A 13,174-nucleotide genomic window follows, 5' to 3' on the forward strand; every position below is an offset into this window, starting at 1 on the left:
TTACAGTGCTGCCAATGCATTTTCCGCCGCAGCTTGTTCTGCTAATTTTTTCGATTTTCCTTGTCCAGTGCCAATCAATTGATCATCTACATAAACTTCGATCCAAAATACTCGTTCATGAGCTGGACCTTCTTCATTGATCAATCGGTATTCGATTGATACATCACCTGATTTTTGCAAGACTTCTTGTAGTTTTGTTTTATGATCCATCTCATGTGAAAAAGCACCTGCTTTGACTTTAGGAAAAATCACTTTTTCGATGAATGCATGGGTCGTGTCGAATCCCTGGTCAAGATATAACGCGCCTAAAAAAGCTTCGAATAGGTCGCAAAGCAATGCTGGTCGCGTACGTCCTCCTGAATTCTCTTCTCCCTTGCCCAACAGAACATATTGATCAAAGTGACATTCTTTGGCAAATTTCGACAAGCTGTCTTCGCGAACGATCGCAGCTCGTGTTTTTGTCAATTTTCCTTCTGGCAAATGAGGATATAAACGGAATAAATACTGAGAAACCATCAGTTCTAAAACGGCATCTCCTAAAAATTCAAGTCGCTCATTATCCGATAATTGCAGATTGCGATGCTCATTCACATAGGATGAATGAGTAAAAGCTTGTTCAAGCAAATTTAGATCGTGAAAAACGATGTTATAGTTTTCTTTTAGTTCTTTTGTCAGCTGGTTGTCCATTTTCCACATTCCTTTTATGGATATTTTTTCGATACTTCCTTATTATACTGGTTTTTTGTCAAATTTGAAATGGTTCGGTCAAAAGGTAAGTAAAGCTTTAATAATCCTAGTGATTGACGAGAAGTTGTGAAAAATTCGTTTAGTTTCGAGTATGAAGAAAAAATTTTGTAAAAATGGCTTTCCATGTTTTTGCATAAATTTGACTTAATACCGAGAAACTGGACTTTGAACACCGTTTATTGGAGAAGTCATGAAATCAGCGCCTTGACCTGAATATTAGAGAAATAAACAGAAAAATATCAAAAAACCGAAAAAGGACATCGCCCTTTTTCGGTCATTTTTAGTGATTATGAACGTGAATCTGCTGTAACAGAAACATTTGCCCATGGGTTTGGTACATCATAAGACCAATCCCAGTCTTTGACACGGTCGTTGACTGGCAATACTTCATTACGGAACAACGTTGGAATCGCAAATGCTTCTTCAAACGCATATTGTTGCCATTTTTGATATGCTTCTTTTTGGTACTCTTCATCAAATGCTTTGCTTGAACTGATATCGTTGATCAATTTTGTATTTTCTTCTGATTCATAACGAGTGTAGTTGAACGCAGCATTTGGTCCCCATAGTCCACTTGGATTTGGATCAGTTCCTGTATTCCAAGCAGCTTGGTAAACATCGATTTCAGGATCATCGTTTTCTAATTTATCATAGAAAGAATTGAATTCGATCAGACGACCTGTTGTGTATTGGACATCCAAACCAATTTCTTTCCATTGTTGGATATAGTAATCTGCCAATGGTTGCGCTGTTTCCCCACCGGACATCGAAGCAAAGTTGATTGTTAGTTTATTTCCATCTTTGTCTTCTCTTAAACCATCGTCATCCACATCTTTGTAGCCAGCATCATCTAATAGTTTTTTCGCTTTGTCTAGATCTTGTGTGAATCCTTTCATCTCATCATCATGATATGACTGGAATACTGGAGGAATCAATGAAGTCGCATTGCTTCTCAAACCTGCATAGAAACGTTCACCTACTGCATCATTATCTAGTGCATAGCCCATTGCTTGACGTAATGATTTATCAGCCATTTTTGAATCTGGATTGTATTCCACACTCTTTGTATCTGCATTCCATTTACCTAACTTGAATCCTAGATAAGTATAAGAAGTTTGTTCACGGCCTAAGTTTGTATAGCCAGCAATTTCTTTATAGGTATCGTAAGTATCTGTTGGCATTTGGAAAATCATATCATATAATTTAGAGTTCAATGCTTCAGTTGCACTTGCAATCGGTACAGATTTCATCGTGATCTTTTTCAATTTAGGCGTACCATTCCAGTAGTGCTCGTTTGGCAAGTATTCTACTGATTCTCCTGCAACGATATTACTCATGTAATAAGGGCCAAAAGTCACTGGATTTTTACGTACTTGATCGCTTGATTCCATATCTTTGATTGCTACACCTTCTAACGTATGTTTTGGTGCTGCGTATGACCAGATACCACCACCCGATTGAAGCATGCTTGGGTTTACTTCTTTATATTCGATTTCAACTGTTTTGTCGTCTATTTTTTTGATTCCGGAGATTGTGTCGGCACTTCCATCATGATATTCTTCCATACCTACAATGTTACGGAAAGTGTCGTCATAACGGATACCAGTGTAATCTTTATTCCCAATGATTTCGTAAGGGAAAATCACATCGTCCGCCGTTACATCTTCACCATCTGACCATTTGACGTTGTCTTTTACTTTGATTGTCGCTTTTTTCGTATCTTCATCTAGATCAAGCGTTGCAGCTCCGTCGTCTGTGATTCTGAAATCGTCATCGTTTGCAAATAGCGGTTCATGAGAAGGAGCCATAAAAGCTGCATCATATGAATCTTGGTAAAACTCCCACTGGAACAATCCTTTAAACTGACTGTCCGTTGCGACCGCAGCTTCTAATTCGCCGTCTTCGATTGCATCATCATTATTTTTTGTTGCAATTGGAAAAGTTAATTCCTCTTTGTTATTGCCGTTGCCTCCAGAGTTGTTTCCAGAGGTATCTGTACCTCCGCCCCCGCATGCTGCAAGAACGACAGCAGACATCAGCGCTGCAAATCCAAAAATCGTTTTCTTCATTCCTATTTCCCCCTTCGCTTCTATACTAGCCTAACCGTTGGCGCGCATCTGCAGAACGCTTGAATGCTTGTCCAACATAATTGATACTCAACATCAAAACTAAAATAAGGATTGATGCGGGTAACCAGATCCATTGCCGATTCACTAAGACTTCTCCGTTACTTGCATAACCGATCAATGTACCTAAACTAGGTACATTTGCCGGCAAGCCGAAACCTAAGAAAGTCAAAGTTGTCTCGATACCGATGTTTGCCGCAAAGTTCATCGTCAAATTAGTAATGATTAATGAACTTAGATTCGGCATGATTTCGCGGAACATGATTTTAAAATCATTGGTTCCCATTGTTTTTGAGGCACTTACATAATCTCTTCTTGCTTCAGATAATGTCTTGCTTCGGAATAATCGGGCTTTAGCTACCCAATAAAATGCACTCATGATGAAAATAAAGGACCAGACATTGTATCTGGAAATAATCGATACGAAGACGATAATGATCAGCATGATCGGTAGAATCATGATAAAATCAACGATCCGCATCAAGATGTTGTCAATGATCCCTCCGTAGTAGCCAGAGATGATCCCTAATCCAACCCCGATGATCGAAGTAAGGATCGTGATCGCAAATCCGATCGTAACAGAGTTTCTAGCACCTATGATCAATTGTCCTAATACATCACGTCCGCCTTCATCTGCTCCCAGAATGAACTTTTGTCCTTGTGTCGAAACTGTTCCTGGTGCAGCGTATTTGTCGAAGATACTAACATACATCACTTTGTCTTGATCGGTCAGCATCGCACCGATAAAGATCACTAATAATAAAACCACTAGCAAACCTAATGAAAAAATAGCAATTTTATCTTTTTTAAATTCTCGAGCAATCATTCGTATCCCCATAGGAGGAATACTTTCTTGAACTGCTGTATTGTTTTTTTCACTCATCGATCCATTCTCCTTTCTGATTGGTTTTATTGAATCCGAATACGCGGGTCAACGATACTCATGATGATATCTGAAAGTAATGTCCCCACTAGCGTCGCGATTCCTAAAATCAATACTAAGGATGTGATCACGGTATAGTCCCGTTGGCCGATGGAATCAATAAATAGTTTTCCGACTCCCGGATAACCAAAAATCTTTTCGATAACTACAGAACCAGCAATCAACGAAGTGATTTCATACCCCATTTGAGAAGCCATCGGCAACGCTGCATTTCGGAAAATATGTCGACTGAATACTTTATTCGTCGGTACCCCTTTGGAACGGGCTGTTCTGACAAAATCGAGCGATTTCGAATCGATTACTTCACTTCGCAGATATTGGATTGTGACGGCAGTCGCCAAAAATGCTTGGGTAATTGATGGTAACAGAATATATTTCAAACGGTCTATCCATTGAGTGATAAATCCACCTTGCAAACCTAGTGTTTGTGATCCACTTGTTGGGAACCAGCCTAAACGATAACCAAAAACAAATAGCATGATCAAGCCGAAGATAAATAAAGGAACAGCAAAACTAAAGAAGTTGTAGATTACGACAATCTTATCCAAGATTGAATTTTGATACCGGCCAGCAAGCATCCCCAGAGGCACAGCAATCAAATAAGTAAGGACAACTGTCAAGATCGATAGATATAAAGTGTTGATGATCCGTTCGCCGATCAAGTCAGCAACAGAGCGTTTGTATAAGAAACTTTGACCAAAATCGCCTTGCAAAGCATTTCCGATCCAACGGAAGTACTGGACATACCATGGGTCATTCAAGCCAGCTGCTTGTCGCATCTGTTCGATCACTGCCGGATCCTGATTTGGATTGATCAAACCGGTAAATGGATCCCCCGGCATCGCTTGGGCTAATAAGAAGATCAGAACACTTAAAATAATAACTTGCGGGATCATCAATAAAACACGTCGCAGAATCGTTTTCCACATTAGCTTGCACCTCCATCTTTCAACGCCACTTTGTGTGTAGTTGTGATCGTACGCAAATCGTAGACTCGACCAGTCGCATCATAGTATTCTTTTTGATTTTGGATATACTCTTGTTCTACTCTTCGTCGATTTTCTTTGTGGCTTTCCCGATTTTCTACATCGATTTGCGGAATAGCTGAAAGCAGACGTTTCGTATAGATATGTCGCGGGTCATTATAAATGTCTTCTCTTGTACCGATTTCTACAAATCGACCTTTGTACATAATTGCGATGTTGTCGCACATGTGTTTTACTACACCTAAATCATGTGAAATGAATAAATAGCTGAGGCCGTATTCTTGCTGGATTCGTTTCATGAAATTCAATACTTGCGCTTGAACAGATAGATCCAGAGCAGATACAGGTTCATCGGCTACGATTAGTTTTGGATTGGTAGCAACAGCACGGGCTACTCCTAGACGTTGACGTTGTCCGCCTGAAAATTCATGAGGATATTTATATAGCGCATCTTCCGGCATCCCAACGATATCTAGCAGTCCTTTTACCTTTTTCTTTTCTTCTTGATCGCTTAATCGTTCAAAATTTCGGATGGGTTCAGCAATGATATCCAACACTCGCTTTTTAGGATTCAAACTGGACATTGAATCTTGGAAGATCATCTGCACATCCTTGTTATAACCCATTTTTTTGCGGTTGCTTCGCTTCGTTACATCTTTTCCTTCATACATGATTTGTCCGGCTGTCACCTTTTCTAATCCCACAACGGCTTTTCCCGTAGTAGATTTTCCAGAGCCAGACTCTCCCACTAAACCATATGTCTTTCCTTTTTCGATAATAAAATCCACACCATCTACAGCATATACATGATCCGTTACTCGATTGAAGAATCCACTGCGAATAGGGTAATGAACTTTCAGGTCTTTGATTGTGATTAATTCTGTCATCTACACCTCTCCTTTTTCGTCTCTAAAGTGGAAATGCTTATAGCAGGAGCAACGTACCAAGTGGTTCGGTGCGACTTCATGAAGGATAGGCTCTTCTTCATGATCGCTTGCTGGTATCCATGGAATACGTGGTGCAAACCGACAACCTTTACGAGGCATGTTTTTCAGAGAAGGAACGACACCTTCGATCACATGGAGTTCTGCATCATGATTTCCTTCTTGTGGTATAGAGTTCAGTAAAGAGCGTGTATAAGGATGCTTAGGATGATCAAACAGTTCTTTTACACCCGCTACTTCAACGAACTGTCCGCCATACATCACTGCCACTCGATCAGCCATTTCTGCTACGACTCCTAAGTCATGAGTGATCAAGATGATCCCTGTTTTTGTTTCTTCCTGAAGGTCTTTCAGTAAATCAAGAATCTGTGCTTGGATGGTTACATCTAGGGCTGTCGTCGGTTCATCTGCAATGACGATTGGAGGTTTGCAGGCGATTGCGATTGCGATGATGACACGTTGTCTCATACCGCCTGATAGTTCATGGGGATATTGGCGTCCAACTCTCGCAGGATTAGGAATCCCTACTTGTTCTAGCAATTCTAGTGCACGAGCTTGACGCTGTTCTGCATTCATCTTTGTGTGATAGGAAAGTCCTTCTTTGATCTGGTCTTCGATTCTCATGAGAGGATTTAATGCAGACAACGGATCTTGGAAAATCATTCCGATATCATTTCCGCGGATTTTATTATAGAGCGTTTCGTTCAGGTCGATTAAATTCAGATCGTTATATAAAATCTCACCTGTAATTTTTGTGTTATTAGGATCAAGTAATCCCATAATCGTAGTAGCCAAGGTACTTTTCCCGCACCCAGATTCCCCAACGATTGCTAAAATCTCGTTTTTGTCTAAAGTAAATGAAACGTCATCTACTGCATCGTAATAGTCATCTTTGAGTCGGAATCCTGTATGTAGGTTCTGAACTTCTAATAATTGGTTATCGGACAATCGAATACCCCTCTCTGCTTCCTAAATGGAAGTTTTTCTTAATAAAAAAGGACATTACACAGAATAAAGCGTTTTATAACAAAGGTTATTCTTATCTTTGTGTAATGAATTATTAATAATTATATAGAAAATCGCTTTACTTTGCAACATAATTTCTGTTTATCGCCAGAATTATCAGAAAAATGACTTTTACGTGTCAAAAAGATTAAAAAAAGAAGGATAAAAAGCTGTATGCAGCTTTTTATCCTTCTTTGCTTTTATTTGAAATTATTTAAGATGGCTGCTGATATAATCTACTGCGCCACCGACTGTTTCAATTTGTTCAGCATCTTCATCTGAAATTTCCGTACCGAATTCATCTTCAAGCTCTAAAACGAATTCCATAATACTAATTGAATCAGCTTTTAAATCATCTTTGATGTTCAATTCATCCGTCACTTTATCGGTATCTATCTCAAAATGATTTGAAATAATTTTCGCTACTTTGTTAAATACTTCTTCGCGAGTCAACTTTTTCACCTCCAAGAATCATACACTTGTCAATTACCTACACCATGGCTAATTTTACTGGCATTTTTCAGGAATGTCCACCTTTTTTTCAATGGAACGGATTGCTTCAGATATCCAAATACTATTCTTCGCTTTTTTCAAATTGTTCGACTAATTGTCCAACTACATCTGTCTCAAGCATTGTGTGGATTTGGCGGATCGTATAGCGAACAGCATCGGGGCCTGTTGCTCCATGAGTTTTAATGACTGGTGCTTTCAAGCCAAACAAAACGGCACCGCCATGTTTGGAATAATCCATTTCTGCTTTCAAAGAACGTAAGCCGTCTTTTAAAAGCATAGCGCCCATTTTTCCTTTGATCCCTTCATTTAGAATAGCAGATTTTAATAGATTCATCATATTCATTGCTGTTCCTTCAATAGATTTCAAAACAGCGTTGCCTGTAAATCCATCTGTGACCACTACATCAGCCACACCATTGAGTAGCTCACGAGCTTCTACGTTTCCAATAAAATTCAAGCTTGTTTCATTCTGAAGGAGTTCATAGGCTTTTTTCGTCACTTCACTACCTTTTGTTGCTTCTGTTCCGTTGTTTAAGAGTGCGACACGAGGACGTCCGATACCTCGGACTTTACGTGCATAAAAAGAACCTAGAATACCGTATTGCAACAAATGTTCTGGTTTGTTTTCTGCGTTAGCGCCAAGATCCAGCATATCGAAACCGGCACCTTCTTTCCCTACTACTGGCAAGGTAGACATCAAGCCAGGGCGTTCGATATTTTTGATACGTCCTACGATGAACAACCCTGCTGCTAGTAGCGCGCCTGTATTCCCTGCTGAAAATACAGCATCTGCTTCACCGTTTTTCACTGCTTGTGCAGCAAGGACCATTGATGCAGTCTTTTTTCGTCGAATTGCTTTTACTGGCTCATCATCACTATTGATTTTTTCGTCTGTATGGATAATCGTGATGTTTTTTTCATTTGTTAAGTATTTCTTGATTTCTGCTTCTTTTCCGTAAAGTAAGAATTCTACTTCTGGAAAATCTTGCTGCGCTAAAGCCACGCCTTCTACAATTGCTTGAGGTGCGTGATCTCCGCCCATTGCATCTACGGCAATTTTCATTGTTTCCACTCCTTTTTCCGTCATCAGTATAAAGTATAGCACAGTCTGCTAATCGAAATAACGATTATCCTGATTTTCTATTTGGAGGCTTTGCGCTAAAGGCTGATACTCAGGAAGCATCTGCCAATCCTTTATCTGCCAAAGGGCTGCAGCCTCTTCTCTGGCTACCTCCAAAACATTTCCATCCGTCACCAAGTCAGCAATCGCAAATTGAGGCAGACCAGATTGACGGAAGCCAAATACTTCACCAGGACCACGTAATTCCAGATCTTTTTCGCTTAGTACAAAACCATTGGTGGTCTCTGTCATGATTTTCATCCGTTCCACACCTAGTTCATTTTTAGGATTAGCAACTAAGATACAGTAGGAAGCATCACTTCCGCGTCCAACACGTCCACGAAGTTGATGCAGCTGTGCCAATCCAAATCGATCCGCATCCATGATCAGCATGACGGTCGCGTTCGGCACGTTTACCCCTACTTCAATTACAGTAGTCGAAACTAATATCTGCATCTGGTTGTCTTTGAAGGCTTCCATGATTACTTCTTTTTCCTGATTCTTCATTTTACCATGTAACAAGCCAACTTCATATTTTGGTGCAAATAGTTCACGAAGTTTTTCATAGATTTCCACTGCATTTTTTACATCTAATGCTTCTGATTCTTCAATCAGCGGACAGATGACATACATTTGATGTCCTCTTGCCAGTTCTTTTTTCGTCCAATCCAGTACACTGTCCAATTGAGGTGTTCTTACCCAGCGTGTTTCGATCGGGATACGTCCAGCTGGAAGTTCATCAATGATAGATACATCCATCTCACCATATGCTGTAATAGCTAATGTTCTAGGAATCGGAGTCGCTGTCATAAATAAGACATCTGGTCGCCAGCCTTTTTCACGAAGTACTTTCCGCTGGTTCACGCCAAAACGGTGCTGCTCATCCGTAATAACTAGACCTAAATTCTGAAATTCGACTCCATCTTGGATCAATGCATGTGTGCCGATCACGATGTTAATTTCCCCTTGCTCTAGTTTTTCAAGGAGCTCACGACGTTCTTTTGCTTTCGTTGACCCCGTAAGCAATGCGATGGTTACTTCATTGGGATCAAACAGCTGTTGCAAGCTTTCCATATGTTGTTGTGCCAAGATTTCTGTAGGCACCATCAACGCACCTTGGAAACCTGCTGTAACGGTAGCGTATAACGCAATCGCGGCAACCACTGTTTTTCCGCTACCTACATCTCCCTGCAAAAGTCGCTGCATATGCTGCGGACTGCGAAGATCCCGACAGATTTCATTCGTTACACGTTTTTGTGCATTTGTCAGTTCAAAAGGTAGCTTTTGAGTAAATTCTTTCAATTTTTGGACATCATAAAGGATCTCCAAACCATTCGTTTCTGCTTTTTCTGCTTTTTTCAATCCTTGAAGACGCATTTGAAATAAAAAGAACTCTTCAAAAACGACACGTCGTTTGGCTTGATGGTTTTCTTCGTGGTCTTTTGGAAAATGCATACTTCTTACAGCAGAAGCTCGGTCAAGCAGTCGATATTTCTCCACAAGGTTGTTTGGCAGATTTTCTTCAATCAATGTGCCGTATTCTTGAAACCCTTTTTTGATTAGATCAACTAATGTCGTTTGACGAATTGATTTGTTGACGTGATATATCGGCGAAAAGTCATCCATTGTTTGAGAACCTAAAATCTTCATCCCGTTCAATGCTTTACGCTTTGCATCCCATTTACCGTATACGGCGATTTCCTCCGATAAAATGACTTTTTCTTTTAGATAAGGTTGATTAAAAAAAGAAACGTTGAACACATCATGTTCTTGCATCATACGAAATTGCAATCGGCTTTTTTTATAACCAAATCGATTCATCACAGGAGGCGAGACTACGATTCCTTTCAAAGTAACCTTTTCTTGATCTTGGATCTCGTTTAGATTTCTTTCCTGAATATCTTCGTAGCGGAAAGGATAATAAGTCAGTAAGTCTTCAATCGTTTGGATGCCCAAGCTGGCAAGACTAGCTGCTCTTTTTTCTCCGACTCCTGCCAGCATAGTGATTGGATCATCTAAAGAACGCATAAATTTTTCCTCCCTCCTTTAACAAAAAAAGGACTTGGTCAGCGATCATACCTGATCACTAACCGAAGGCCTTTTATGAATGAATACTGTGTTAGAAAGATATTCTGACACAGAAATTATTCAGCAGAAAATAGATAAGGATAGACAGGCTGATCTCCTTGGTGAATCTCGATTTCCAAATCAGGATGTTTTTCTGTTAGTTTCTCAGCAAATTCATTTGCTTGTTCAACTGTTCCTTCATCACCTGCCAAGATCGTTACGATCTCTGTGTCCTCATTGATCATTTGTTCTAGTGTACTTAACGCTGTTGCTGTGATATCTGGGTTAGAGATCAGGATTTTTCCATCGATCATGCCCAAAAAGTCTCCTTCTTTGATCTCTACACCGTCAATTGAGGTATCTCTGATCGCGTGAGTGACTTGACCGCTCACAACGCTAGACAACATTTCTGTCATCGTTTCTTTGTTTTCTTCTAAAGAAGCTTGATCATTGAATGAAAGCATAGCTGTCAATCCTTGGGAAATCGTTCTTGAAGGAACAACTGCTACTGGGATATCTGCTACTTCTGCTGCTTGATCAGCTGCCATGAAGATGTTCTTATTGTTTGGCAAGACAATCACTTTATCTGCGTTTACTTCTTGAATCGCTTTAACAATGTCTTCCGTACTTGGATTCATTGTTTGCCCACCACTGATAACATAATTAGCGCCTAAACTTTCAAACAGCTCTTGGACGCCTTTACCAGCAGCGATCGCTACGATACCATACGGGATACGTGGTGTTTCTTTTTTCGCAAACTCGTTCACTTCTTCATCGTGTTCCAAAATCGTCTCATGCTGCAAGCGCATGTTGTCGACTTTGATTTTGACTAATGAACCGAATTTTTGTCCATAATTCAAGACTTCTCCTGGGTTTTCTGTATGCACGTGGACTTTGATGATCTCGTCATCATTGACCACAAGTAAAGAATCTCCTATACCATCTAAATAGTTACGGAATTCTTCGTAATCGAATGTACTATCGACTGTAGGTCCTTCTCCGATTTTTACCATGATTTCTGTACAGTAACCAAAATGGATATCTTCTGTCGCCATTTGACCTTGGACACTGCGATGATGTTCTGCATTGACCATATCATCCATTTCTGCTGGAGAAGGTTCATATGTTTCATCCGCTTGGAATTCTCCATTCAATGCACTTAAAAAGCCCTCATAAACAAACAGCAGTCCTTGCCCTCCACTGTCTACGACACCGACTTCTTTTAGGACTGGAAGCAAGTCTGGAGTTTTAGCTAAAGCACGTTTTGCTCCTTTTACAACAGCTGTCATTACTTCAACGACATCATCAGTACTTTTTGCTTTCTTTTCTCCAGCTTTCGCTGCTTCTCTAGCTACTGTCAAAATCGTTCCTTCTACTGGTTTCATTACTGCTTTATACGCAGTTTCAACTCCATGAGTGAAGGCTGCAGCAAGATCAGAAGCATTTAATGAGACAACATCTGGAATTTGCTTAGAAAATCCACGAAACAATTGAGACAAAATAACGCCGGAATTTCCGCGCGCACCCATCAGCAATCCTTTTGAAAGCATTGCTGCTAATTCTCCTACTTTTTCTGAGGTTGAATCTACTACTGCCTTAGCTCCACTAGTCATAGATAGATTCATATTTGTTCCCGTATCGCCATCTGGCACAGGGAATACATTTAATGAATTGACGTATTCTGCATTTACTTGCAGACGATTCGCACCTGCCTGGACCATTTCCTGGAACTGGCTTGCACTTATTTCTGTTACACTCACCTAGATAATCCTCCTTCAGATCGACTGCTGAGTTACCAGCCAGTCTCCTGCCTAGTCTGGCAGTACACGAACACCTTGTACAAAGACATTAACTGAATTGGCAGTTACGCCTAATAATGCCTCTAGATTGTATTTCACTTTTTCTTGGACGTTGCGGGAAACTTCAGAGATTTTCGTACCATAGCTGATAATCGTATAAACATCTACAGCAATACCATTATCTTCTTGGCGGACAACTACTCCTCTTGAGTAATTTTCTTTACGCAAAATCTCAGTAATATTATCTTTAATTTGATTTTTGCTGGCCATTCCTACAACACCGAACACATCTGTCGCGGCGCCACCAACAACTGTTGCAATTACATCATTGGTAATTTCAATGGTTCCAGCTGACGTTTGAATTTTTACAGCCATGAATGAGCCTCCTTAACGGGTAAAAAACTCCCATTTTTCTTCTATCATATTTTATCATAGCGCAACTTGAAATAAAAGGCAGTTACCCAAAGTACTCAAAAACCTTGCAAAATTTCAGGTATAACCTTGTTTAATTTACAATTATTCTTCTCAATTGTCAATTGTATCTATGAAAATGTACTTGCAAATTCCCATTCTATATGATATGTTAGTCTGGTATGAGCTGAATTATTCTATTGCTCCAAATCAAGGCAAAGGAGGAAATTACCATGGCAAAAGTTTGTTACTTTACAGGTCGCAAGACAAAAAGTGGAAACAACCGTTCACACGCTATGAACTCAACAAAACGTACTGTTAAACCTAACTTACAAAAAGTTCGCGTTATGGTCGACGGAAAACCTAAAAAAGTTTGGGTGTCAACTCGTGCTTTGAAATCAGGAAAAGTTGAACGCGTTTAATTGAATGATACTTGGACCGTTCAGATAGTGAACGGTTTTTTATTTAATAAAAATTTTTAAGGGTGGGACTTTTGATTCCTACCCTTTTTTT

Annotated in this window: 12 protein-coding genes; 1 reads left to right on the top strand and 11 read right to left on the bottom strand. The window is 39.9% G+C overall.

Annotated elements, in window-relative coordinates:
• The 11 genes from rnc to OS139_RS08550 all read right to left on the bottom strand — a co-directional run bounded on the left by rnc (window position 1) and on the right by OS139_RS08550 (window position 12,625).
• A complete protein-coding gene (rnc, locus tag OS139_RS08500; RefSeq protein WP_002287896.1) occupies window positions 1-687 on the bottom strand; it encodes a ribonuclease III in 687 nt (228 codons plus the stop codon).
• A gap of 347 nt (window positions 688-1,034) precedes the next feature.
• On the bottom strand, window positions 1,035-2,816 hold the full coding sequence (locus OS139_RS08505; RefSeq protein ID WP_002294293.1) for an oligopeptide ABC transporter substrate-binding protein: 1,782 nt from the start codon (window positions 2,814-2,816) through the stop codon (window positions 1,035-1,037).
• 25 nt (window positions 2,817-2,841) lie between these two features.
• Window positions 2,842-3,756, bottom strand: coding sequence for an ABC transporter permease (locus OS139_RS08510; RefSeq protein WP_002287893.1), 915 nt, complete (start codon window positions 3,754-3,756; stop codon window positions 2,842-2,844).
• A 26-nt stretch (window positions 3,757-3,782) separates the two neighbouring features.
• Window positions 3,783-4,745 (bottom strand): oligopeptide ABC transporter permease, encoded by a 963-nt coding sequence (opp4B, locus tag OS139_RS08515; RefSeq protein ID WP_002287892.1) that lies wholly within the window; start codon window positions 4,743-4,745, stop codon window positions 3,783-3,785.
• Window positions 4,745-5,689 (bottom strand): ABC transporter ATP-binding protein, encoded by a 945-nt coding sequence (locus tag OS139_RS08520; protein ID WP_002287891.1) that lies wholly within the window; start codon window positions 5,687-5,689, stop codon window positions 4,745-4,747. Before OS139_RS08520 ends, opp4B begins: the two co-directional genes overlap by 1 nt.
• Window positions 5,690-6,694, bottom strand: a complete 1,005-nt coding sequence (locus OS139_RS08525; protein ID WP_002287889.1) for an ABC transporter ATP-binding protein — start codon at window positions 6,692-6,694, stop codon at window positions 5,690-5,692.
• Between the two features lie 267 nt (window positions 6,695-6,961).
• A complete protein-coding gene (acpP, locus tag OS139_RS08530; RefSeq protein WP_002294295.1) occupies window positions 6,962-7,204 on the bottom strand; it encodes an acyl carrier protein in 243 nt (80 codons plus the stop codon).
• Between the two features lie 121 nt (window positions 7,205-7,325).
• Window positions 7,326-8,327, bottom strand: coding sequence for a phosphate acyltransferase PlsX (gene plsX / locus OS139_RS08535; RefSeq protein ID WP_002289721.1), 1,002 nt, complete (start codon window positions 8,325-8,327; stop codon window positions 7,326-7,328).
• 48 nt (window positions 8,328-8,375) lie between these two features.
• Window positions 8,376-10,412 carry an ATP-dependent DNA helicase RecG gene (gene recG, locus OS139_RS08540; protein ID WP_002301167.1) on the bottom strand — a complete coding sequence of 679 codons (2,037 nt, stop codon included), beginning with the start codon at window positions 10,410-10,412 and terminating at the stop codon, window positions 8,376-8,378.
• 116 nt (window positions 10,413-10,528) lie between these two features.
• Window positions 10,529-12,211 carry a DAK2 domain-containing protein gene (locus tag OS139_RS08545; protein ID WP_002301169.1) on the bottom strand — a complete coding sequence of 561 codons (1,683 nt, stop codon included), beginning with the start codon at window positions 12,209-12,211 and terminating at the stop codon, window positions 10,529-10,531.
• A 51-nt stretch (window positions 12,212-12,262) separates the two neighbouring features.
• A complete protein-coding gene (locus tag OS139_RS08550) occupies window positions 12,263-12,625 on the bottom strand; it encodes an Asp23/Gls24 family envelope stress response protein (RefSeq protein WP_002294298.1) in 363 nt (120 codons plus the stop codon).
• A gap of 269 nt (window positions 12,626-12,894) precedes the next feature.
• On the opposite strand from OS139_RS08550, the gene rpmB reads away from it, so the two are divergent.
• On the top strand, window positions 12,895-13,083 hold the full coding sequence (gene rpmB / locus OS139_RS08555; protein WP_002290463.1) for a 50S ribosomal protein L28: 189 nt from the start codon (window positions 12,895-12,897) through the stop codon (window positions 13,081-13,083).
• The last annotated feature ends 91 nt before the right edge of the window (window positions 13,084-13,174 follow it).

Origin of the sequence: Enterococcus sp. E4-223 (assembly GCF_035727065.1) — a bacterium.
Lineage (GTDB): Bacteria > Bacillota > Bacilli > Lactobacillales > Enterococcaceae > Enterococcus_B > Enterococcus_B faecium.

What these genes read in the sequence shown, in the direction of transcription:
- rnc (WP_002287896.1), bottom strand. Translation starts at nt 687, where the DNA reads ATGGACAACCAGCTGACAAAAGAACTAAAAGAAAACTATAACATCGTT.
- OS139_RS08505 (WP_002294293.1), bottom strand. Translation starts at nt 2,816, where the DNA reads ATGAAGAAAACGATTTTTGGATTTGCAGCGCTGATGTCTGCTGTCGTT.
- OS139_RS08510 (WP_002287893.1), bottom strand. Translation starts at nt 3,756, where the DNA reads ATGAGTGAAAAAAACAATACAGCAGTTCAAGAAAGTATTCCTCCTATG.
- opp4B (WP_002287892.1), bottom strand. Translation starts at nt 4,745, where the DNA reads ATGTGGAAAACGATTCTGCGACGTGTTTTATTGATGATCCCGCAAGTT.
- OS139_RS08520 (WP_002287891.1), bottom strand. Translation starts at nt 5,689, where the DNA reads ATGACAGAATTAATCACAATCAAAGACCTGAAAGTTCATTACCCTATT.
- plsX (WP_002289721.1), bottom strand. Translation starts at nt 8,327, where the DNA reads ATGAAAATTGCCGTAGATGCAATGGGCGGAGATCACGCACCTCAAGCA.
- recG (WP_002301167.1), bottom strand. Translation starts at nt 10,412, where the DNA reads ATGCGTTCTTTAGATGATCCAATCACTATGCTGGCAGGAGTCGGAGAA.
- OS139_RS08550 (WP_002294298.1), bottom strand. Translation starts at nt 12,625, where the DNA reads ATGGCTGTAAAAATTCAAACGTCAGCTGGAACCATTGAAATTACCAAT.
- rpmB (WP_002290463.1), top strand. Translation starts at nt 12,895, where the DNA reads ATGGCAAAAGTTTGTTACTTTACAGGTCGCAAGACAAAAAGTGGAAAC.